14 protein-coding genes are annotated in these 23,071 nt (G+C 57.5%); 5 read left to right on the top strand and 9 right to left on the bottom strand.

Going from position 1 to position 23,071, the window contains the following annotated elements; translation table 11 throughout:
• Positions 1–143: 143 nt before the first annotated feature.
• The 4 genes from FAES_RS01990 to FAES_RS01975 all read left to right on the top strand — a co-directional run bounded on the left by FAES_RS01990 (position 144) and on the right by FAES_RS01975 (position 5,573).
• Positions 144–884 carry a DUF3108 domain-containing protein gene (locus tag FAES_RS01990; RefSeq protein ID WP_015329514.1) on the top strand — a complete coding sequence of 247 codons (741 nt, stop codon included), beginning with the start codon at positions 144–146 and terminating at the stop codon, positions 882–884.
• A 67-nt stretch (positions 885–951) separates the two neighbouring features.
• A complete protein-coding gene (locus FAES_RS01985; RefSeq protein ID WP_148289276.1) occupies positions 952–1,893 on the top strand; it encodes an extracellular catalytic domain type 1 short-chain-length polyhydroxyalkanoate depolymerase in 942 nt (313 codons plus the stop codon).
• 1,072 nt (positions 1,894–2,965) lie between these two features.
• On the top strand, positions 2,966–3,319 hold the full coding sequence (locus FAES_RS29930) for a hypothetical protein (RefSeq protein ID WP_148289275.1): 354 nt from the start codon (positions 2,966–2,968) through the stop codon (positions 3,317–3,319).
• 166 nt (positions 3,320–3,485) lie between these two features.
• Positions 3,486–5,573: a beta strand repeat-containing protein gene (locus FAES_RS01975; protein ID WP_015329511.1), complete on the top strand. Its 2,088-nt coding sequence runs from the start codon at positions 3,486–3,488 to the stop codon at positions 5,571–5,573.
• 134 nt (positions 5,574–5,707) lie between these two features.
• Here FAES_RS01975 and FAES_RS28820 read toward each other — a convergent pair whose 3' ends face one another.
• The 6 genes from FAES_RS28820 to FAES_RS01945 are packed head-to-tail and all read right to left on the bottom strand — an operon-like array spanning position 5,708 to position 18,792.
• Complete coding sequence (locus FAES_RS28820; RefSeq protein ID WP_015329509.1) at positions 5,708–9,997, bottom strand: SDR family NAD(P)-dependent oxidoreductase; 4,290 nt, start codon at positions 9,995–9,997, stop codon at positions 5,708–5,710.
• An 11-nt stretch (positions 9,998–10,008) separates the two neighbouring features.
• On the bottom strand, positions 10,009–12,294 hold the full coding sequence (locus FAES_RS01965) for a pentapeptide repeat-containing protein (protein WP_015329508.1): 2,286 nt from the start codon (positions 12,292–12,294) through the stop codon (positions 10,009–10,011).
• Positions 12,295–12,307: 13 nt separating this feature from the next.
• Complete coding sequence (locus tag FAES_RS30575) at positions 12,308–13,003, bottom strand: hypothetical protein (RefSeq protein WP_051054010.1); 696 nt, start codon at positions 13,001–13,003, stop codon at positions 12,308–12,310.
• Positions 13,004–13,031: 28 nt separating this feature from the next.
• Positions 13,032–14,267 carry a hypothetical protein gene (locus FAES_RS30280; protein ID WP_015329506.1) on the bottom strand — a complete coding sequence of 412 codons (1,236 nt, stop codon included), beginning with the start codon at positions 14,265–14,267 and terminating at the stop codon, positions 13,032–13,034.
• A 56-nt stretch (positions 14,268–14,323) separates the two neighbouring features.
• Positions 14,324–14,749: a hypothetical protein gene (locus FAES_RS01950; RefSeq protein WP_041257379.1), complete on the bottom strand. Its 426-nt coding sequence runs from the start codon at positions 14,747–14,749 to the stop codon at positions 14,324–14,326.
• Between the two features lie 59 nt (positions 14,750–14,808).
• Entirely contained in the window at positions 14,809–18,792 is a 3,984-nt protein-coding gene (locus tag FAES_RS01945) for an NHL repeat-containing protein (protein ID WP_015329504.1), read from the bottom strand.
• Positions 18,793–19,308: 516 nt separating this feature from the next.
• Between FAES_RS01945 and FAES_RS01940 the strand changes: the two genes are divergently transcribed.
• Positions 19,309–19,647, top strand: coding sequence for a hypothetical protein (locus tag FAES_RS01940; RefSeq protein ID WP_015329503.1), 339 nt, complete (start codon positions 19,309–19,311; stop codon positions 19,645–19,647).
• A gap of 127 nt (positions 19,648–19,774) precedes the next feature.
• Here FAES_RS01940 and FAES_RS01935 read toward each other — a convergent pair whose 3' ends face one another.
• From FAES_RS01935 to FAES_RS01930, 3 genes are all read right to left on the bottom strand, one after another.
• On the bottom strand, positions 19,775–20,671 hold the full coding sequence (locus tag FAES_RS01935; RefSeq protein WP_015329502.1) for a YitT family protein: 897 nt from the start codon (positions 20,669–20,671) through the stop codon (positions 19,775–19,777).
• 326 nt (positions 20,672–20,997) lie between these two features.
• Positions 20,998–21,333, bottom strand: a complete 336-nt coding sequence (locus FAES_RS29920; protein WP_148289274.1) for a hypothetical protein — start codon at positions 21,331–21,333, stop codon at positions 20,998–21,000.
• 395 nt (positions 21,334–21,728) lie between these two features.
• Positions 21,729–23,039, bottom strand: a complete 1,311-nt coding sequence (locus FAES_RS01930; protein ID WP_015329500.1) for a hypothetical protein — start codon at positions 23,037–23,039, stop codon at positions 21,729–21,731.
• Positions 23,040–23,071 lie beyond the last annotated feature (32 nt).

The raw sequence follows: 23,071 nt of genomic DNA, 5'->3' as shown, positions 1-23,071 counted from the left end.
GCCTCTATCCAACTGGATAGGGGCTGTTTTGTGTCGTAACGGTTCGCTACAGCCCAATCCAACGCGGTTACAGCCGCTGATCAAAGTGCTGGGGGCGCGCTGCCCTACACGCTGTTCCTTTACCGACAAACACCGTCAACCCCATGAACCGATTTCTCCTGATTGCCCTGCTACTGGTATCGACCGTGGCCCGTGCCCAAACTGATACCATTCGCGTGAACGCCCGATCGCTCAATACGGCCGCCTGGCGCGATGGCAAGCGCTCGTACGCCGTCTACTTCGAAGACTCGACCAGTCGGCGGTTATCATCGGCCGACATCTGGGACCGCACGCTCCGCCAAACCACGCAAAACGGGCAGCGGCAGTATACGTTTGTCTGGGACTGGTATCGCCGCGACTCGCTGCTGGCACACGTAACTACTACCGGCCAATGGCCATCCCTGGCCCCGCTGACGCATGAGGCCGTGTATGCAAAGCGCGGCAGCCGAAGCTTCGTTTTTCAGAAGGATGTGGTTACCATGCCCGATTCGGCCCGCCACACGGCCAAAGACAGCGCCTTTCGGGTAACGATGCAGCCACCGGCGTTTGCCTTTCCGATGGATCTGGAAATCCTGCCCCTGCTACCGCTACGGAAAGTGGGCCAAACGTTTGCCGTGCCGTTCTATGAGCCGGGTAGCCCCGCCGCGGCCTATTACAAGCTGAGCGTTATCGGGCGCGAGCCGCTACCGATCGTCGGAAAAGTCACGGTCGACTGCTGGCTTGTTCGGATCGACTACGCCCCCGGTTCCTGCGCCACGTTCTGGATCAGTGATCAGCCGCGCGAGGTGATAAAGATGAAGGAATATTTCCGGGGCCGGTACCGCTACAAAGTGAAGCTCTATTGAGCGCCCAATTGGCTACTCACAAAGCGGAAAAGCTGCTTACTTTTAGGGCTGATCGGATACTAACGGCATGAACACGGTTTGGGTAAGTATGCTGGCCCTTGGGGCTGCCCTGTCGGTTGGGCTGGTGCAGTCGCCAGCAGGGCATCGGGTGGTAACCCCCATTGATCAGGACACGTTACGGCACGATGGGCAGGTACGTACCTACCGGCTGCATTTGCCCCCCAGCTATGCCCAACATACCGGGCCAATACCGCTCTTGATTGCCCTGCACGGTGGCGGCGGAAGCGGACAACAGTTCGAAACGCAGTCGGGACTGAGCGACAAAGCCGATCGGGAAGGTTTTGCGGTGGTGTACCCGGATGGGCAGGCGAACCCCGGCGTGCTGGGTCTACGTACCTGGAACGCGGGCTGGTGCTGCGGGCAACGCGCGGCTACGCAACGCACCGACGATGTGGGATTTGTGCGGCAGCTGATCGACAAGCTCACCCAGACCTACCGCCTCGACCCAAAGCGGGTCTATGCCACGGGCCACTCCAACGGTGCCATGCTCTGCTACCGGCTTGCCTGCGAACTGCCCGACAAAATCGCTGCTATTGCCCCAAACGCGGGTACCATGCAGGTCAAATCGGCTTGCCGACCCGCCCGCCTGATGCCGATATTGCACATCCACTCGGCGCAGGACCACAATGTGCCTTACAATGGGGGCGTTGGCAGCCGAAGCCTGAACGGCCAATGGAACCCGTCGGTCGATAGCAGCCTAACGGTGTTTGCCAAACTAGCTCGTTGCCTAACCACCAAACCGACCGTGCATCCGGCAAATGGCTATACCGTGTATAAGTGGACAACCTGCGAGCAGGGTACTGAACTGCACTTTTACCTAACCGACGACGGTGGGCATTCGTGGCCGGGTGGTCAGAAACGTGTTCGCCGCCTCGGCGATCCACCCTCGATGGTCGTGAACGCCAACGATCTGCTCTGGGCCTTCGTTAAAAACTACACATTGCCGTAGCGCCGCGGCTAGGTACGTTTGACCGCACTGGTCAATGAAATGAATGGACTGAATGGGCTGTCTGGAAGCCTTGACCATCACGAATAACGATCAGTTAACTGGGTGGCGATTGTCCCTATATAGAGCCTACGAAACCAGTTCCTTCGTCGAAAAAATGGTTACGACGTATGAATGGATGATACTAATTGACTATTCTGGCAAGTCAATGAAAAATAACGATATGCATTGTCGATTTTGTGTAGCCAGAAACGTGAATTTTTGACGAAAAGTGCTTCGTAGTTTTAATGTAAGTGTGTCCATAAATTAGCTTATACATATGATATAATGAGCTAATAATCTTGCTGATAAAATGGTAATACGTTATAGCTGAACTAATCAGCGCTAGTTTGTTCTTACATTAAAATTTAAATTATTTATAAATAAAATTATGCTTCTAGCAGCTATTATTTTATGGATCGTTCAAGAGATCGTATTCGAGTAATACAAGAATGAACTAAGTTAAACTATTCAATATGTTGAGTATACTTATTGTGTTTAGTGCTTGTAAATCAGTATAATAAGAAGAATTATTTGTGTATACTCGAGTATTTAACTATATGATTTCGTGAATAAGAAATATTATATTCAGCAAACTTGTTGACCAAGGCAAGTATGCACAGAGGTTAATTTAAGCAATCAGGCGGCTGTTGATTTGATTAAAAAAGTGCTTATACATTTGTAAAAACACTGACACATAGCCATATGCCTGTGTTAGTGATCACCACATCAGCTAGTTGTAATTCGTTTATGAACATCTTTTCTGCGGCCGCTCGGTCGCCCTTTCCGCTCCCATCGGGCTCGTCTTAAACACAGCACTGTCACGATTGCGTGTACAGAATGTTTACGCAGCAGATCCTCATTTTTTAGGTGGTTCAAGCATGCTGGTTTGGCGTACGAAACGAGTACATGAACCACTTATGTACCGTTCAGCCTATTTGCTCTATATAGCCTATTTTAACTGCCTGAGTTGGGTAGCTTACGGGTGTGCGGTTGTATGCTGCTCATCCTGATATTCCGTCAAAATGGATAAACGATGAACAGACTAACTGCCCTGCTTGCTTCCCTAAGCGGCTTGGCCATGACTACAACGACGGCTTTGGGGCAAACGAAGCCGTCACCGGAAAAAGATACGTTGGCTGAGCCAGTTCAACGAGATACTCAGAAAGGATCGTCGGTATTGATTCGGCAGTCGGGTAGTGGCAATCGGGCTGTAGTACATCAGTCGGCTAGCGGTACGACCACAGAAACCATGCAGCGTACCAGCGGTAGTAATGTCGTAACGATTCATCATGATGGGCATACGACCGTGGTAGTTGATCAGGCTGCTGCGCCGGATATGCGCAAAGAGCGACCGGAGTCGCCTAAAGACCCTCAGAAGAAGCAGTAATCATAAACTTCACACAAAACCACAGAAACGCCTTTGCTGCGGAGCGGGCCTGAGGGCACTGCTCTTTCTTCCTATCCAGACCCTGACCTACGACCCGGCCTTTGGGCTTCCCGTGCGTACACATATCGACGATTATCCATGATCCATTGTAGAACGAGTAAACCCAATGAAAAAAATTATCCTTACCGGCGCAGCGCTGGTAGCCTTTGCTACGGCATCCTTTGCCCAGAATAGTTCGACCATTAACCAGGCGGGTACTGCCCAGACAGCTCAGTCCCAACAGGTTGGTAACCTCCAAAACTCAACGATTCAACAAAACCAGGGGGCTGGCGGCGCGGCCAACTATGGTAATTACGCCATCACCATCCAGGGACAGTCTGGCTCGCCAAACACGGTTACCAACTCGGCCACGATTCGGCAAAACGGAAGCGGGACCAACGCATCTCAGGGAAACCGGGCCTTCTCTGCTCAGCTGGGAGGGAATCTTACGAGTACTATTAATCAAAATGCAGGCTTAGACGGCGTTAGTGGCGTGGCCAATACGGCAGCAGCAGTCAACAATGCAGCAGGGACAGGCAATTTTGCCGGAACCTTACAACTGGGCACGCTAGGCACTACAACGGTAAATCAGAGTAACGGCAGCCAGGGTAACAACGGCGAAATCTACCAGAACAATGCGGGTGGTACGGCTAACACCGGTACGGTTAACCAGTCAAATAACTCGTCAAGCAACACGGCTGACATTTACCAGGGATTTGCAGAGTCAGGTGTTGCCAGTGGGCCTGTGAGCGGTAATACTGCTACGATCAATCAGGGTAAGCCGACAACGGCTGTTCCGGGCGGGTCATCGATTGGTAACGAAGCCTTCATCAGTCAAACGGCCAATAATAATACGGCTCGCATCGATCAGGGTTCTGATGTGGATTCGGATGCCGATGGTGCCAATGCTCAGGCTGGTAATGCCGACGGAAATATGGCCAACGTAACCCAGTCGGCGGCTGGTAACACCGCGACCGTGACGCAAGGGTCTGAATTTGGCACGGCCACAGGGAGTATGGCGAGCATAACGCAGTCGAACACGGGTAACACGGCGCGGATCGATCAGGGGGTGATTGGGATCGCCTCCTCAGCCAGCAATAGCGAGGCGACCATCAATCAGGCAGGGGTGAATGGTACGGCGATGATCATTCAAGGGTGGATCGCCTCCTCAGCACTTGATGAGGCCACGATCGAGCAAACGGCGAACGCATCGGGGAGCGAAGCCCGAATCTACCAAGGATTTGGGGGCAACTCAACGTCGTCGAATAACACGGGCAGCATTACGCAGGGCGGTAGCGGCAACTACGCCCAATTGTCGCAGATCCTGGGCGTAAACGCGGGTGATGGCGGTGCAATCGGTAGTGGCAACACGGGTACGATCACGCAGGCCGACGGGATCAGTGGCTCCGATGCCGTGATCGATCAGGGCCGTGGTGGGGCAGGCGGTGTAAACGTAACGGCCAATGACAACGAGGCAACGATCAGCCAACTGGGTGGTTCGGGGCACAATGCGCGCATTAGTCAGGCACGCCCCGATGCCTTCGATGCCGATGGGAATGCGGTCACGCTCGAGTTTGGCGTCACGCTGGGTACGTCGGCTACGGGTGGTACGGCAACGATCAGCCAAGTGTCGGGTACCAATCAATACGCCAACATTTTCCAGAGTGGCGTGGAGAACGACGCTACCGTAACGCAGAACGGCGGTTCTGACAAACAGGCGCTGATTGTCCAGACGGATGGGTCGGCTAATGCCGAGGCGAGCATTATGCAGGGCGGCACAGGTATCGGTAACACGGCCACGATTTATCAGGTTGGTGGCAGTGACGTCGATGGAAGTGGTACCGGCAACGACGCCATGATCAATCAGCTATCAGGTTCGAGCAACATTGCCTTTATCCGGCAGGGTGAAGTGGGCACGCCGTTGCCATCCAACGACAACACCGCCAGCATGACGCAGGACGGTAGCTTCAACGAAGCCCGCCTATTGCAGAGCGGCAGCAATAACCTGGCGACGATTTCGCAGACTGGTGGTTCATCATCGGCGATAACCAACCGGCTGCGGGCGGCCAATGGTGTTGAAGATTCCTTCTCGGTACAGATGGGTAACAACAATGCCCTGACCGTCACGCAAGTAGCCACAACGGTGGGCAACGAGGCTAATGTATCACAAATGGGTAACAACAACACCTCGACCATTATCCAGACGAATAACTAAGGCTGGTCAGGGCTGGGTACGTTGCACCCGATAACGTACCCAGCCTGCTTCGGTATAAAGTCCAACGCCCCACCGGCACTCGGTGGGGCGTTGGACTTTATCGTGAGCGTACCTTTTCCACTACGATTTCGTACCTAGGCCAGCTGCATATCCTGGTAGCGGACGGTGAGGGAGTCAATGAGTGTACGAACGTCATGAGCTGCCAGGAGATCGTCTATAGAGAGATCTATGCTGAGGTGGCGTTTAAGCCAGTCTTTAAACACCATCGCCGTCAGTGAGTCTATGCCACAATCCGGCAGTGAACAGGTCATGTCTACCTGCGCAACGTCGAGATCGGCCAGTAGCGCAAGTTGGCTAACCACCTCGCTGGCGATCGTTTCGGCCTGCCGGAATGGGTTTGAGCCCGATAAAGCCAGACTATCTGACCGTCTGTGGTTGGCAAAAAGTGGGTGATCTGTCAAGGAGGTGTTCAGGAACACCGGCCAATCGACGGGAAGCACGGCGAGTTGGGCGTCCGGGCTATGAAACACCTGCGAGAGCGTAGCCAGCCCTTCGGCTACGGAGAGCGAGTGCATGCCCATTTTCGCGAAAAAAGCCTCCAGGTTTCCTTTTTGCGTCATCCCCGACGACCAGGGCCCCCAGTTGATACTAAGGGCCGGCAGACCCATGAGCCGCCGTTTGTGGGCCAGCGCGTCCAGGCTGGCATTGGCGGCGGCGTAAACGCCCAACCCCCGGTTTGGCAAAAAACTGCCAATCGACGAAAACAGGACAAAATGCTCCAGCGGAACCGGTAGGAGGGCTTCGTGGAGTCGGTATGCCCCCAGCACCTTGGTAGCCATCACTTGCTGCGTCACGGCATCGTTAGCCTCAGTCAATAGCTGATCGTGACTAATGCCGGCACAATACAGCACTCCGCGTACAGAACGGTTGACACAGCTGGCGGTAAACGCCGTCAGCGAATCGGTGTCGGTCAAATCAACGCAGGCCACGTCGATAGCGGCGCCCTGTTTACGGAGCGACTGAATCCAGGTATCGTCATCCGGGTTCTGTGTACGGCTCACGACCCGGCTCGTCGTCAGCAACAACTGACGGGCCCCGGCCTCGATAGCCCACTGCGTAACCGCCTTGCCCAGCGCGCCAAAAGCACCCGTTATGACGTAGGTTGCCGCCGGATCGAACTGTACGGTGTCGGCCGATGTCCCTTTGTTGGGGTATCGGTTGAGCCGCTTGCAGAAGACCTGTTGATGCCGGATAGCCAGCATGGTTTCTGGCAGGGCATCAGCCGTTAGGAGTTGCGCGAGCTGTTCGGTGTCGGAATGGGTGCTTATGTCGATGATACCGCCGCCATTGTGCCGGTTTTCCTGATGGCAAAAAACGTTGGCGATCCCCCAAAGGCCCGCCTGAAACACCTGAATGTCGGCCTCGTTTCCATCGACGAGCTGAGTCAGCTGGCTAATCGACCATACCTGTCCAGTAAAGTTGGTTTGCCGGATGGCCTTGGCCAACGCCTGTAGCGGCTGAACGACTGACTGAAGACTACCTGAGAAATCAATAGCATCCAGCGGCAGGCAATTAATGATCAGCGTGTCGGCCGTCTGTTGGTCCAGAAGACAGATGAGTTGATCCACCGTGTCGCCGTTGTTCAGCGTATGGCCGGGCTGGGCCACGGTTACCGAAAAGCCAGCCTGTTCCAACCGGCTTTTCAGGCGTAAGCCAACTCCCTGCTGATCCGCTAACAGCACGAAATGTCGGTCGGTTACGCCCGTTGAGGATGCTATCGAACAGGGCTCCCATTCGGGAAGGAGCAGGGACTGATAAATGGCATTGACCGACAGCCGGTCGCGGCGGGGTGCCGTGATTTTCTGCGCGCAAAAGCCTTCTATGTAACCCAGCGGAGCCCCCGCCAGATCGTAGAAAAACAGGTCCAGCTTGACGAGCGAATCGGTTTCGTGCGTCCGCTTCGCTCTGACCTGCATGTATGGGGTTGGTCGTCCAAACAAGCGAATCCGATCAACGCCGACGGGCAGGCCAAACGCCGTAGGGTTCGGGTAGTTGAGCGCCAGCAGCGTATGAAACAGGCTATCCAGGGCAACTGGGTGAAACACATACGCCGGGTCATCCAGTTGACTGGCTAGTTCCGCTGGCAGCGTGACAAGGCCGATGCTTTCGTCTTCAGTGAGAAATACCTCCTTAAGCCCTCTGAATAGCGGCCCATAGTTGAACTGGCCTTTCTCGAAAAAACGGTAAAGCGTTTCGCCGTCGATAGCCGGTTCGGTAGCGGGCCGGTCGGCAGGCCAGCGAGCCTGACTGATGCTGCCGGGAGGCAGGGTGCGAAACTGCCCCGACGCAACCGGTTGATGCGTCCGGTCGGATAGCGATGCCGTGGCGGAAATACTGAAACGCTGGGCAGGCCTGTCTAGCTGGATACGCAGCAGGAAAGCCACGCCCGGTTTGATCACAACCGCCCGCTCAAACGAAAGATGCTCAATGGCAAATTGGGTCGTTGGCGCCACGTACCGTAGGGCCGCCATGGCCATTTCGATGTACACCGCTCCGGGAAGCAAACATTGTCCCCTGATGGAGTGCTGGGTCAGCCAGGGCGTTTTTTCTGCCGAAACGAGCACTTCCCACTGATTGGTCTGCTCATCGACGACCGAACCCAGCCAGGCAAAAACAGACGGGCGGAGCCTCCGATTCCGGCTTCGGGCCGACTCCTGCCAGAGGGGCTCGTTCTGCCAGGGGTATGTCGGCAGGGGCATCCACGGCACGGGCGATGAGTTCATTTCGGTACCAGCCTGTTCAGTCGATCGGGTGGTTCCCAGCACGTCTTCCAGCGAGGCAACCGACGCCTTTCCGTTGACTACTGGCTCGGGCTGCTGCGCAAACTGCCTGAGTTGCCGAATCAGGTCTGCTGCATCGTCGCCGACAAAGAGCCGGTGCCGGGCTAACGTCGACCGACGCGTGGCGGCATTGGCGCAAAAATCGCCCACCCGTTCCGGGGCAAGGTGGTCGAGCGCATCGGCGTAGCGTAGGGCCAGTTCGCGCAGGGCCTTGTCGGTATGCGCCCACAGCGGTAGCCGCAACGGGTTGGCCGCCGGATTGGCCGGTGCGGGTTGAGCAACCGGGTATTCCTGCACCAGCACGTGGGCGTTGGCACCGCCGAAGCCAAATGAGTTGACCCCCACGATGTAGGGCTCGGCGGCGGGGGGCAAGTCCTGCCGCTGTACGGGTAGCTGTAACCCCATCGACTCGAACGGAATCCGTGGGTTGGGCGTATCGGCATACAGGTGCGGCGGCAACTGTCGGTGCTGCACACACAGCACGCTTTTGATGAGGCCAGCAATACCCGATGCCGCCTCTGTATGCCCGATGTTGGCTTTGCACGAGCCTACCCAAACGGGTTGGGTACGTCCTGAACTGCGTCCGTAGACCGCCCCGATGGCCGCCGCTTCGACCGGATCGCCTGCTGACGTACCGGTGCCGTGCGCCTCTACATACGTCACCTGCGCCGGGCTAATGCCGGCCCGCTCACAGGCCCGGCGCATCACGGCCATCTGCGCCTCGGCGGCGGGCGTGGCAATAGTGGGGGTGCGCCCATCCTGATTGATAGCGCTGCCGATCAGCACGGCCTGGATGAAATCACCGTCGGCAATGGCCCGGTCGAGGCGTTTCAAGGCCACCACGCCCACGCCTTCGCTACGAACGTACCCATTCGCCCCCGCCGCAAACGATTTGCACCGCCCGTCTTTCGAGAGCATGCCCGTTTTGGTTTCGGCAATGTGGTAATCGGGCACGAGCATCAGCATAGACCCGCCCGCCAGCGCCAGCTCCGATTCACCGCTTTGTAGGCTCTGGCAGGCCTGATGCACCGCCGTCAGGGAAGCTGAACAGGCGGTGTCGATCGACATTGAGGGACCGTTGAAATCAAAGACATACGACAGCCGATTCGACAGCATGGTGTTCATCATACCGGTCGTGGCAAACGCGCCGATATCGAGCGGATCGAGGAACTGCATCAGGTGATAGTCGACTGTGAAACAGCCCATGAAGACCCCGACGGCCTTCTTCTTCCACTGATCGGCCGGAATACGCCCCTGTTCGAGCGCCTCCCAGGCCACCTGTAGCAGCAGCCGTTGTTGCGGATCGATGTTGGCGGCCTCCAGCCGCGAAAAGCCAAAAAAGCTATAGTCAAAGCCGGCGACGTCGTCGAGGAAGCCCCCGCGCGGCGAGATGAGCGACCCCGGCTGCGCCCGGTCGGCAGCGTGGAAATAGCGTTGGTTCCAACGGTCGGCAGGTACGTCTTCCAGCACGTCTTCGCCGTCGAGAAGGAGTTGCCAGAACTGGGCGGGCGTTTGCACATGCCCCGGAAACCGGCACCCCATCCCGACGACGGCAATAGGTGAATAAGCAGCTTGAGTATTCATTATCGGGCGGACTAATTCCAGCAGTTCAGGCAGGTTGGTGGCAACGGGGGGAGCGCCGGGGTCATCAGCATGGCATAGGTCATATAGTCCGACAGGTAGCTGTATCGCATCCCCGACGGGCAGGTGGTATTGCCGTTCAGTTGCTGCTCGGTGAGGCCAGTAGGCCCAAACGCCAGTTGGAGCTGCACCTGACCGCCCTTACCGTCGGCGTTGAGCAGCAACAGCGGTGCGGCTCCGTACACCTGAATGAACGACAAGCCGTTTTTCTGGCTTTCCAATGCCAGATAGAAGTTCCCGTAGCCCGTTTGCGCCGCATTCTGCGAGTCGATGTTGGCGATTTGCCACGCGCTACCCGCCTGAACTACCGTCAGGCCCGCCACGCCGACGAGCGTGTAAGCCACGTTGGCGAATGCGGTGCGGAGGGCGGTCGAGATGGTGCCGGTGTTGAGCGACGAGACAAAACTGACGTCGAGGGTAAACAGCGGCACGCCGTTGGCCAGGGCCAGGGCCGCGTTGGTCAGGTTGGCATTGTAGAGCGTCGACGTACTCGCAAAGGAGGTGCTCTGCATGGCGGCAAACGCAAACGACGTGGGTTTCAACGACGACGACGGACTGAGGTTGGCTCCGTCGAACACCGTTCCGATGAGCGTGGCGTAGTCGAGGGAAGCGCCCTGCATCAGGCTCTGTTTGAAGCCCATGCCCGACAAAAACGCGTTGGAAAGATTCGCCTGCCCCAAATCGGCGCTGAGCGCGCTTGCCCCACTGCCATACCAGTGTACCCCCGACATCTCGACGGCAAACAGGTTGGCCTGCTGCAGGTTGGTCTCGAACATATACGCGTTGGACAGCACCGCCGCATTCGACGTATTGACCTGCTGCACCAGCAACACATAGCTGTTGTTGTTGACCTGATAAACGGTCGCGCCATCGGTGATTTGCCAGATCAGGCCCGACTGAATCACCTGAACGGTAGCCCCGCCGCTCAGCTTCAGACCCGTGCTGATGTCAGCCGGAATCTGTCCGCTGTCGAGTTGGCTGCTGTCGCTGAGGGGCGCTTTCAACAGCGTAGTCTTGGCCCCCAATTGCGCGCCGGTGAGGTTCACATTCTGAAGGTTGGCGTTGGCAAGGTTGGCTCCGACCATCGTAATGCCACCCGTAATACTCGCGTTGGTGAGGTTGGCAAAGGCGAACTGTACGCCGTTGAGGGTGGTATTGTCAAGCTTGACGCCCTGCATCGACGCCCGCACAAACACATTGTTAGTGAGGTTTTTGCCCGTCAGGTTGCAGCCGTCGAGCACCGCACTCATAAAGTTGGTTTGGGCGTCGATGGCTACGTTGGTGAGGTCGTGGCCTTTCAGGTTCGTTGCGATCAGCAGGGCACCTTCAATGCTAATAATCGCCTCGACGCCCTTCGCCAGCGACAAATCGGCGTTGGTGAGGTTGGCTGACCTGAAAATGGCCTGGTTCACCAACGTACCTGCAAACGGACAGCCAATCAGAGCGGCACCGGTGAAATCAGACACCTGCAGATTGGCCCCACTGAGGTCGGCTTTGTTGAAGGTACTCCCTGTAAACGTCCCGTTCGACAGTTTGGCATTGGTCAGCACCGCGTTGACAAACGAGCCTTTGGCGCAAACAAGGCCATTGGCGACCCAGTTTGTGAGGTTGGCATTGTCAAACCGGGTGCCATTGGCCGTGGCGCCGTTGGCGTCGGAAGTGCTGTCCATCGTCGTGTTCGAGAAGTCGGCAAACGACAGGTCGGTCGACATAAACGCGATGTTACGGAGGTCCTGCCCGGCGAGGTACACGCCCGTCAGCGGGTTCGCCATCGTAGACCGTTGCTGCCGAATCGAAGCCAGGCTGTCGGTGATCTGGTTTGTCGCCACCTGCGCGTTGGCGGGTGGCGTCTCCGAGTTTGGGACCCGCGACAGGGTGCCGTCGGAGTTGGCACCCACGTAATACACGGTGCTGTCGGGGGCCGTTTCGACCAGGTACGTACTACTCTGGACCGTCTGAAGCGAGAACACCGAGCAGGCTGTATCGCCGCGCTGTTTTTCGGCAACGTACCCATTGTTGTACCAGACATACAGCCAGTTGGGCGCTTGCAACGTAAACCCGCTCTGGGTGTTGCCATATAGGTTGACCAGCTGGTTGGCGGTCGGGTTGTGGAGGTCGCCCGCTGCTACCCCCAACGTAGCACTGCCGCCCGAGGCGGGCAGGCAGAGCAGTTGGTTATTGGGGAACGCAATGGCGTACTTGCCAGCAAAATCGGTTGTGGCAGGGGCCGCAGTTTGCATCGGAGTGGATGGATTAGTATTGACCTACGCTTGTGTCGTTGCTTCCCTGCCCCCCGCTGCCGGTAGAGCCACCGGGGCTGGTGTGTCCACTCTGGCCGTTGTTGGCGAAACCATTGCTAGCGGGGAAGTTTCGGCCGCCGTTGCCACCGATACCGCCCACGCCGCCGGTGCCCGCGTTACCGCCATTGCCGCCCACAGATTGCACCGTAACGGCCGGGTTTGGCAGATTGGCGGTATGGTAGCGCACGTGAATCGAACCGCCGTTGCCACCAGTTCCCGCGTTGCCACCCTTACCGCCATCGGTGCCGTTGCCGCCCGGTCCGCCATTGGCGGTCATACTGCTGTGGCTGCTGTTGTTGTTGCCCGCATTGCCGCCGCTGCCGCCGGCCCCGCCGTTGCCACCCGCCGAACCACTGCCACCCGCCCCGCCCGTGCTGACGACCGTGAGCAGGCTGCTGAGTTGCAGGTTGGTGACCTGAAGCTGAAAGCTCCCGGCATCGCCACCGTTACCACCGGAGTTGCCGTCCTGACCCGGTTGGGGGGCATTAACCCCGGCTACGCCGTTGGTGGCCGGTACGTAGTGAAACCAGGAGTAGCCGCCGTCGACCCCGTTGGCACTGACGGACGGTTGGGCATTGGGAGCATTGGGAACGATAAGGCCATCGGCGCCCGGTGTGCCATAAACGATAATATCGGCTGTTGTTGCCATGACTGTCTGTGATTGTGGTGGAAAAAGGTTAGTTGCTGGCCGACCCGTTGATGATAATCTTGCCCGGTTGCCCACCAGTGCCGCCATTGACGCCGGGTGCTGTTGTTCCCCCGGCACCATTTGGGTTGCCCACGCCGGGAGAGCCCGCATTGCCCGCATTGCCCGCATTGCCGCCAGACGCCTTCTGAGTCGATGTACTGATGGTTGGTGATCCATTCTGGTAGTTGATGTAGACCGTGGAGCCATTACCACCATTGCCACCGATACCCCCTTTACCCGCGTTGCCGCCCTTGCCACCCGGTCCCTGCGGTCCCTGGCCGCAATCGCGGCAGCCATTGCCACCGGCGCCGCCCGGCCCGCCATTGCCGCCGCTGCCACCATTGCCGCCGTTGCCACCATTGCCACCTATGCTGCCCGCGAGGTAGTTGCCATTCATGGTGGTCACCGAATAGTTGATCTCACTGGCATTGCCGCCAGTACCACCCGGCCCGCCGTCGGTTGCATCACCCGCATCGGGCCCCTGTCCGCCTTTGCCCGCGGCGTTGCAGCCACTTTTTCCACTCGTGGTGGCATCGGGGCCCTTGGGGCCCGCCGGGGCGTTGGCGGTAGAACTACCGTCCCCGCCCGACCCACCGTCCCCACCGACTGACAGCAGGTTGGTGGTTGGAGCATCGCCTGCGCCGTAGGCCGCCTGTGCGCTGTTCATGACATCGGCGGTTACGGTACCTGGCCCCTGGGTGATCACCTGGCCGCCCGCTTCGATGTTGAGCGTATCGCAGCCAAGCCCGATCGGGTTGCTGTCGGTACCTTTCAGGATCAGGGGGTTACCGGCCTGCACATTGATAACGTTGGCTGTAAAAACGGCTACCTGCATCGGGAAGCGAAGCCGGTTCAGTGTGTCTTTCCAGGGGGCTACCAACTGGCTGTTGCCGAAGATATAGGCCGATAGCGCCATGCAGACATTGTTGTCCAGTGGATTGTTAATGGCGGTCAGCGCCTCAGTTGCTGTTGGTATAGGTAAGGTATTGGCGGCCTGATTAGCCTCAAAAAAGCTGTCCTGAAGCCCACACAAGGTTTTCAGGGTGTCTACATCCGGCACCGAGATGAACGAGGGCGGCACATGCGATTGGGCCGGATCGGTTGAGAGGATGAGCCCCCCTTCATAATCACCGGTGTTGTAAGTGGCGGTTCGGGTGGCGGCACTGGGTACGCCCATGTTGACGAGCATGGACATGTACTGGTCGAAAGTGGTTACGTTTTGCATGGAGTTTTGCTGGTTAATCGGTTAGAAATGGATGCGTTGGTTAGGATGTGATTGGGTTATTGCTTGATGAGAGTCCCTACGGTGAGAATCACCGACGTGAAGCACTGAATCTGCGCCCCCTGCTCCAGCGTGAGAGTATCGATGTTGACCAGCACCGGCGAGTGGTCGGCCGGCATGATCTGCAAGGGTGCACCGGCCTTCACGGTTACATCGTTGGCCGTAAACGTGGTCAGCTCGACGGGGCCGGTTTCCTCCAACGGCTCAGTTCGCCCGAAGAAGGCTAGCAGGGCGGTCTGCTCGTCGGTATCGGTCAGTGTCACCACGGTAGGCGCGATGAGCGACTGGGCCGGGTCGGTAGACAGGAACTGACTGGCCGCGCTCGTTTGGAGCTGATTGGTGGGCGGTGGCGTAAGGTTGAGCAGGGCGAGTACCTGCTGGAATGCCGTCGCCGGGGCGGCATCCTGATAGGTGTTGGTTTCCATAGTAAGGGAGAAAAGTGGCTCGTCTGCGCCGGGCGTAACCCGGCGCAGACGAAGCCGGGTTATACAAATGCTTGGTATACGTCGATCTGACCAATGGTTGTCACGACGTTGAACTTCTGAGCCGCGTCGTCGACTTTCCATTGCTGACCCGCCTGTACGACCGTGCAGGTTGCTGCTGACGACAGGGTGATGCCGGCCGTGGCAAACGCAGCTGTGATGTTGGCCATCTGCGCCTGATCGAACATGGCGACGTTGGCGTCTGTCAGGTCGATGTTAAACAGCGGCGGCGTGGGTATCCACTGACTTATCGTCGGTTCGGTGCGGCCCTGCGGCCCGGCCATCTTTTCGTAGTTGAGCGTAAACACGTCGCGCCACAGGTCAATGGCCATCTTCCCGGCAGCGACGTACTGCATCTGGGCGGCTGGAGTCAGGCTGGAGTCGGGTGTGCGGAAGAGGTGTTCGCCCTGCGGCGTATACACATCGAGTACGTAAGCCGTGTTTAGCACCGCCGTGCCAGGTACGTTGGTCTCGTAGGCAAGCACATACACGTACCCCTTGCTTTCGATAGCGAGGTCGCAGTAGGTCAGCGACTCGTTTTTCGGGTTGACCGAGAAGTACGACAGGTACTGGGCTACATTGAGCGTCGTGCCGCTTAGTGTCAGCAGGAATGAGTCGCCCCCGGCCAGGTCCTTCAGCTGCCAGCTCACGCCCTGTTGCAGGATGATGACTTCGAGTTCACTGAATTGGTCCTGAACCAGAATGGCGCCGCTGGTGGCCGTCAGCGTATAGACATAGTTTCGGCTGGGGTCGGTAATCGTCCACGACTGCCCGGCCTTGATAACCGTGATAAAGGACGTTTGCGTCGGGTCGGGCTGAATGTTCCCCTTGTCGTCGGTCACGTAAGCCAGGTACACCATATTAGCGGCGAAGGCACTGATCACGTCCATCGTCATGGTGCCGCTGTCGAGGGTTGGGGCGAGCGACGCGTCGATGCTGAACAGGTCAGAGGCCCCATTGGCCAGAAAGGCCGTCACAAGGTCGCTGCTCGCCGTGCGTTGGTCGAGCTGCTGGGCGATCGCCCCCGCGTTCGGGAGGCTGAACAACGACTGCCCCGTGAAACTTGGGGCCGGATTGCCGTTGATGTCGAACGCCTGCACCCGGTTATTGAGCGACTCCAGCACGTAGATTTTGCCGTCGGGTGAAATGGCGAGAGCAATCGGCCCCTGCATGAGTCCCTGCAAAATACCCTTGCCCGACACTACCGTTGCCAGCGGCGCGTTGGCATCAGGCACGGCCTGATCGGCCAGTTTCAGCAGTTGCATCTTATGGCTCGCCCAGTTTACGGCTACCACGTACCCGTTGGGGTGCACGGCTAGCGCGTCGATGTCGCCCAGCGAGAACGTGCCGTAGCTCATGCCGCTGTTGAGGTCAAACTGCGGGTTACCGTCCATCAGGTCGACAAGGCGCAGGTAGCCGGTCGAGGCGTTGCGGGTGTCGATCACGAAATTGAGCGGCCCCACCTGGGTTGGGCTACCACCATACACGTCGTAGGCCAGACCGGGCTTGGTTTTGAAGCCAAACGCCGGGAATTTCAGTCGGCTTTCGGCATCGCTCAGGACCGATACGTTCTGGAACACAAACATCTGTCCCGAATCGGGCTGCGTGCCGTTTTCGAGCGGAATGTTCTCGCCCGAAGCCTGCCAGGTGTAGCCAATTACCGAGGCCGTTTCATTGATAGTGATGCCCGCCAGCTGCCCGATGTTGTTGCCGGTATTGTCGCTGTTGAGGCTGCTCACGGTGTCGGTCGGTACGGTAGCGCCTCCCGAAACGCCCTGCCACGTGTGCCCTGTGGTGCTGTTGTAAGACAGTTTCTGCTTGAACGTGTATTGCGTATCCTGCGTAAGGGGCACCAGGATCTCGGTGATATTACCATCCACGGCTTTCGCACCCGGCGTACCGGAATCGGGAATGGCCGGTAGCCAGTCGCTCTGGTATTTGCCACACAGCCAGCCGTTGGCCGAGTACACGGCGGCGATGACCTGCATCTGCCCGCCCCAGGGTACCGTAAAATTGGTCTGAATTGGCTGGTTAGAAGAGCCTCCCGAAGGTGTTAATGGCACCTGCCCTTTGCTTTCAAATCCGCTCCCGGTTTTGTAGTTGACCAGAATGCGGTAGTGGTCGGCAACGGCGGGCCAGATGGCCGTTTTGGGGTTTCCGGCTTCACCATGGGCGGGGTCGGGGTGCAGGGTGAACGTGAAGGCCATCTGCCGTTTCACGTCGATTTCGATCACCGCGGGTGATGACATTACTTCCCCAAACGACACGGCCAGCTCGGCTACGTCGATGGCTACGCTTACGGCGCGCAGGGCCCAGCCCACAAACGGCGCCGCTTCGGCAAATTCAGAGGCGGCAATCTTGGCGAGCAGGTAGGCCGACAGCTTCTCCATGCCTTGCGCCGCCAGTATCCCAACGATGATATCCCCGAAGGTGTAGAGGGAGCTTTTTAACCCCTGAATGAACCCGGCGTCGACCCCGAAGGCGGCGCCACCCACCGAGAAGCCCACACCAACCGCCGCCATGATGTTGTCGGTGTCTTTAACAAACTCCTTGTACCACTGCGTATCGGTAACCGCCGCCTGGGCAGCCATCATGAAGATCGGAATACCGAAACAGAAGATACCCGTTTCGATGAAGCCCGGCCACACCACGTGCGCGTCGTAGTTCCACGTTCCCACCCCGCCAAACATGAGCTTGGCGGCCTGCGCCTGATCGGGCCAGGCCATCTGAAGCTGCGTGGGGTCGGTCGGGAACGGAATACCCAGAATGGTATTCACGCTGCTGATCATGTCCAGGTACGTTTTGGTATCCGTCTGGAACGCCTGAAGCATGTGCGGACTCATCGGGTTGTTGATCGCCTGAGTCATGTCCGAATCGGCAAAAAACTCGACGTAAGCCCCCACGATCCGCAGGAAATTGTTGTAGGCGTCGACGGAAAAGTTGGAGCCGGTAAACTGGATCGAGTTCTGATCGACGGTAATCCCGTGCGACGACGTATTGGGCGACACCGACCACTGCCCCGGTGCGCTGGCGGCGGGTGCGGCGTTGGCGATCAGGCGGCGGCTTTGAGCCGTTGTGGTCTGGTTGGCAACGTCATACGATGCCGTTCCCTGGTTGACGCCCCACGTCTGATTCTTGAATTGCGAGTCATTGCGCGACGTTTGCAGCGGCAACCCAATGGCGGGGGCCATGGCGCCGTTGGTGGTATCGGTCAGCGAATAAATCATGACCGGCGTACCGGCCGGGATCGTCGGATTGCTTGGGTCGCCGATGGGGAACTGGTAGGTCAGCGGATTGCCATTACCATCCACCGACTGCTTTACAATGGCAAAGCCACTGTTGGGACCAGGTTGCCCCTGGCTCTTGATCGACTGCGCCAGAAACTGGATGTTGTTCAGTTGCTGTATGCTGTCCGGGTCGGTTTTTGTCGTCGGGTAAATGTGCTCGTTCTGAAGCGCGAGGTGCGTTTGCGGCTGGCTACTGGCCAGCAGCGGGTGCTGCCCCGCCAGAAACTTCGCTACGTCGACCGGCCCCTGCAGGTGGTACTCCTGCATCAGAATCTGCCACGGATCGTCGTCTGTTTCTGCCAGGCCAAACGACTGAAACAAAGCCGGTTTCACTAGCCCGGTTTTGCGTTTTAGTCTGGCGAAATACGTCTCGTAATCCTCCTGATGCGGCATGTAGGCCACATGGTAGAGGGGCGGGAGGTGGTAGGCCGGGGCCGAGGGTTCGCAGTCGCCCACCACCTGGATGCGCGTCAGCCGGTTTTTAATAAAATGGAGGTGGGGCGCCTCCACGTAATGGCTGAGCGCGGCGGGGCGTTGTGCCAGCAGTACAGCGGCGGCCCGGTTGGTCGCGGCGGCTTGCTGAAGCGTCGCTTCTGTATGTAGTGAAAGCGGGTACTTTTCACCCCGGATGAGGAGATGCAGGGCGGTACCGCCCGATGTATCGACGTGACTGAGGTCGAAATGAAGTTGGTGAGTCATTGGTTTAAGATATATTATGTGATAAAAGGTTACAATTTTGGTAAAGACAAAGAGGGTATGGCCCTCCGTTTATGGAGGGTGGTTGACCAGGACCACTTACGATCACTTAGCCGGTGCGAATTGGTAATCGGCCGGGCGATTGTGCGTGAACAAGGCGCAAAAGCAGTGGGGGAGGGCTACGTTATAAAGGACAGAAGTAGGGGGTCGGTATGTCGGACATTGCTCAGCGGGCGATTGGTATTGTCTTCAGGGCCAACTGACGGAGGCTTCATAACTATGGCCTAGAAAGCATTCACGTACGAATTAATATATGTTAAGGTAAGCGGATACGATGGGCACTACAATCCGATATTTATTGGATGGAGGTAATGTTTATTTGAATGTAGTGTAGACGGTAGGTGGCTGGAATCCAAGGTCTTAAACGCGCTTTTTTGTCCTGATTTATTCCGCTTGGGTTAGGCATACAAATTGCACTCGTTTTTACAGCGGTTATCCTTACCAGCCGCTGATTCAGCGATGTGTGACACGATCTACTTACCGAACCAGGCCGAGGTTGAGACGATCAATGAACTGGAACATGCTTTTGGGTTGTCCGTCGATGAGTTTCATTTGTTTCCACACTTGTTGCGGCCCTCGCAGCTGGCCGATGGACGCTGTGGCAGAGAGGCCTGCCTGTGCTATGTCGATCTGGCGGCCTACCTGACGGCGGCGCAGGCCACCTGGTATTACCCTCAGGCGGGGCCGGGCGATATATCCGTGCTGATGATGCCCCCAATTCAACGGCATACAGAGGCCTTTATGGAGATGGTGACCTCGCTGGGCAACTCCTCCATTCCCGACAGCAAAGCCGGATAAGTAATGGGGGCTAGTAAGGCCACTAGCGACGTACCCAGCTGTACTGGTAAGCAAAAAAAGCCCGGCCAATCTGACCGGGCTGTGAATACTACGGACATGGCAGGTGAAGCGCCGCCGACGAAGATCGTTAATGTAGGGGCCGCCCTTTGACCATCCCGCCCTTGGCATCATCGATACCGTGGTTGATCACAAAGGCTTGTTCATCAATTCGGGTGATGTTGTCTTTCAGGCGGGTGAGCTCCAAACGGGTAACGACGGTATACAGGATGTTGATGTCGTGTTGCTGATAGCCCCGCTTGCCATAGCCCTTTTCACCTTTGAAGACGGTAACCCCGCGGCCAAGCTCTTCGGTAATCATCGTACGCAACGCTTCATGGCGGTCAGACACGATGATGACCGCCGTATATTCTTCGATACCGTGGATGAGGAAGTCGACAGTTTTAGAGGCGGCCAGGTAGGTGAGCATCGCGTATAAGGCTGTTTCGACGTTCAGCAGAATGGCCGCGGCACCGAATACCAAGATGTTGATGACCATAATCACGTCGCCGACCGTCAGCGCCGACCGGCGGCTGACCCAAACGGCCAGCACCTCGGTACCATCCAATACGCCGCCACCCCGGATCGCCAGCCCGATACCGGCCCCTAGGAAGAAACCGCCAAAGACAGAAATTAACAGTTTGTCGGTTGTTACGACCGGGTATGGTACAACGACCAGACAAACCGCCAGCAAGCTAATGGCCAGTGTGGTACGGATAGCGAAACCCGTTGATATCTGGCGATAACCCAGCCAGATAAACGGCAGGTTAACCAAAATAATCAGCAGGGCCAGTTCGAGGCCAGTCGTGATTTCCAGTAGTAAGGAGATGCCCATGGCGCCTCCGTCGATAAAGTTATTTGGTAGCAGGAAGCCCTTCAGGCCCATGCCGGCGCAGAGTACGCCAGTCAAGAGAAAGATGCCGTCTTTCAGACGACGAAGCAGGTGTGTCTGGGAAGCAGCAGGCACCGTCGTTGGTTGCGAAATCATGGTGTTGAGTGGTTATATGTTTAGAGGAGATAGCGCTCACTTCACCGGTGAAGGCTACCATGTTCGATTGCGGAAAAGAACGCCCCCATCGGCCCCGATCAGTAAGCACACCGGGCGGCCCTGAGCGGCGTACATAGCGTGGCCCAAGAACGCGGCTACCAGCGGTCACGAAGACGTAAGCGCCAAGACGACTATGAGAAGAGCGCACCCGTAGCCGAAGGAGTCAGCTAGCACGGCCAATCAGGTACCGGGCGTTACGCAGGGGCGGAAGAAAGAGGCGTATACCCAGGTACGTTCGCTGGGCGCACAGCGCCTGAAGAAAAGCCTTAGGGCGCATTGATCGCAATCTGATGCTCGAAGATGAGTTGCAGAAAGCGGAAGGAGTAATAAGAATAGTGTGGGTGCCGACGGACGGTCACGCCCGGCTTATAAGCGAAGGGAGCCAGCAGACCGGGCAGGAAGCTGGGTGATGGCCCGAACGAGAAGTCGACCCGGCTGTTGACCAGGGCTATTGAGCCGTGGCAATGAAGCGCCGAGGTGACATCCGGTTTACGGGCAGGCCGCTGTGACGCACGGCAGTATAGGTACGTTTGCCGCTCTGCCAGGACATCGACATCGGCGGGCTGAGCTATATATAGCAGACACAGCCAGGCGGCTATCAAACCGCTTGACCAGCTCAGCAAACACCGTATGTAAGCAACTGGCTGTCCCACACAGGTAAAATACGGATTTTCCTGTAGGATAGGCAACGACTAAGCAGGTATCTATCAAGTTCGTCGGACTGGTTCGAACAGAAAGTAGCCTATTCGGCGGCTCCTTTCGCCGGAAGGTGCACCGCCTTGTAAGCTGTCTACGGTGTTGTGCACCAGCCGCCGACGCGTAGGAAGCTGGGCAGCTAGAGCGACGTACCCAGCTCGGCGGATGATAGTACAAAAAGCCCGGCCAACCGGCCGGGCTGGTAGTCGCCTCCAGAATTTAAGTTGGTGTGGATAGGCTGGCGGTCAGGGAGGAGTGAAGGCAATGAGGCTGCGCTTCGTGAGTTCATTTGGGTGGGCAACTAGAGCAACGGAGCCGTGAAATTCGCGCTGACCTGGAACGTCTTGTGCTCCAGTACGGTGCACGTCTTCCGGTCAACATCGTGTATTTTGACAAGCGTGCCTCGTACGGTCCCCTGCACATACCGCTGCCCGTTTTTCTGAACCAGCTTGGTGATGGTAATGGTGCCACTCTCGGTGTACGCATCGGCGCATGTCCGGTAGCGCGAATCGCCCTGGGTTTCGCCCCGATTGGTCGCCGCCGCCGCCCCGTTTCCGTTGAGGTCGAACGAGGCCGACCCCTCGCCGCTCAGATTGGCCTGCGCATAGAGCGTGCCCATGGCAGTGGGGTCGTCCAAGTCGCGCATGGTCAGCGTAAATGTTCCGCCCACAAAACCCGCCGCGACCTGTACATTGTCGAAACGGCGCCCCTCCACACTAAAGCTATTTTCGTTTTCGATCGTCAGGTTACCAACCAGGATCAGTTGCGCCTTGTCGGACACCGCCAGCGTGACGCCAATCATGACAGGATTATTTTGGGGTACCCGGGCGGGGGCATAGTAGCGGATGACCGCCGCTTTAGCTCGCATATCGTAACCCAAATACCCATCCGGATTCGCGGAGTTTTGCAGGGCCGACCAGTTGTTGTTGCCGTTGAGACTGATGTCTTTAATCAAGAAGGGGTCGGTGCCAGTCAGCGTCAGCGGGGCCAACAGGGGCAGTTGATCGGCGTCGGCGCTCGTGGGAATGGTCGGTAGATCAGCGGCCTGTTGAATTTTCAGGTCTACCCAGTTGGTTGGTCCCAACGTAGCGGCTTCGGGCGTCATGTAAAACAGTGTGATAATACTCCACCAACTAAAGTGATCGATTTTCCCCTGAATGGTACGGCTAACCGGGTCTACCTTCACGAAGCGCTCGAGTAGCCAGACGTGTTCGGCGTTTTGCGAGGCCAGCGCCATTGCCTGTGGTGTGGTGCCTAGCAGTTCGGTTGGCGCATAGTGGTAGGTAAACGTAACGGGCTTGGCAAAACGGGATCCGTCGGGCCCAAATTCGTAAGCGATCCCAACCCCATTGATGGCCTTATTTTCAACCGGTTGTACGCTGATGAGGGTTTCGTTGGCCAGCGCCCCCGCCGGGAAGGTGAGCGTCAGTTTACCGTCGGAGGTGGTGAGGCTGCCACCCGCAGCGCCAATTGTTTTTGTCGTGGCGGCCCCGATTGGCTTACCCACTTCGGTGGGCGTGCCGGTTGCGGGTTGAGTGGGGGTAATGTCTGCCGGTTTGGTGCAGGCCAGCAGACTCGCTAAAAGGATTGGAAGGAGGCGAAAGAGGCGCATGGGGGTGTTTTGTCCAGAATTGATGGATCAAA

Origin of the sequence: Fibrella aestuarina BUZ 2 (assembly GCF_000331105.1) — a bacterium.
In the GTDB taxonomy this organism is placed as follows: Bacteria; Bacteroidota; Bacteroidia; order Cytophagales; family Spirosomataceae; genus Fibrella; species Fibrella aestuarina.
This window is presented reverse-complemented; position numbering and strand designations above follow the sequence as displayed.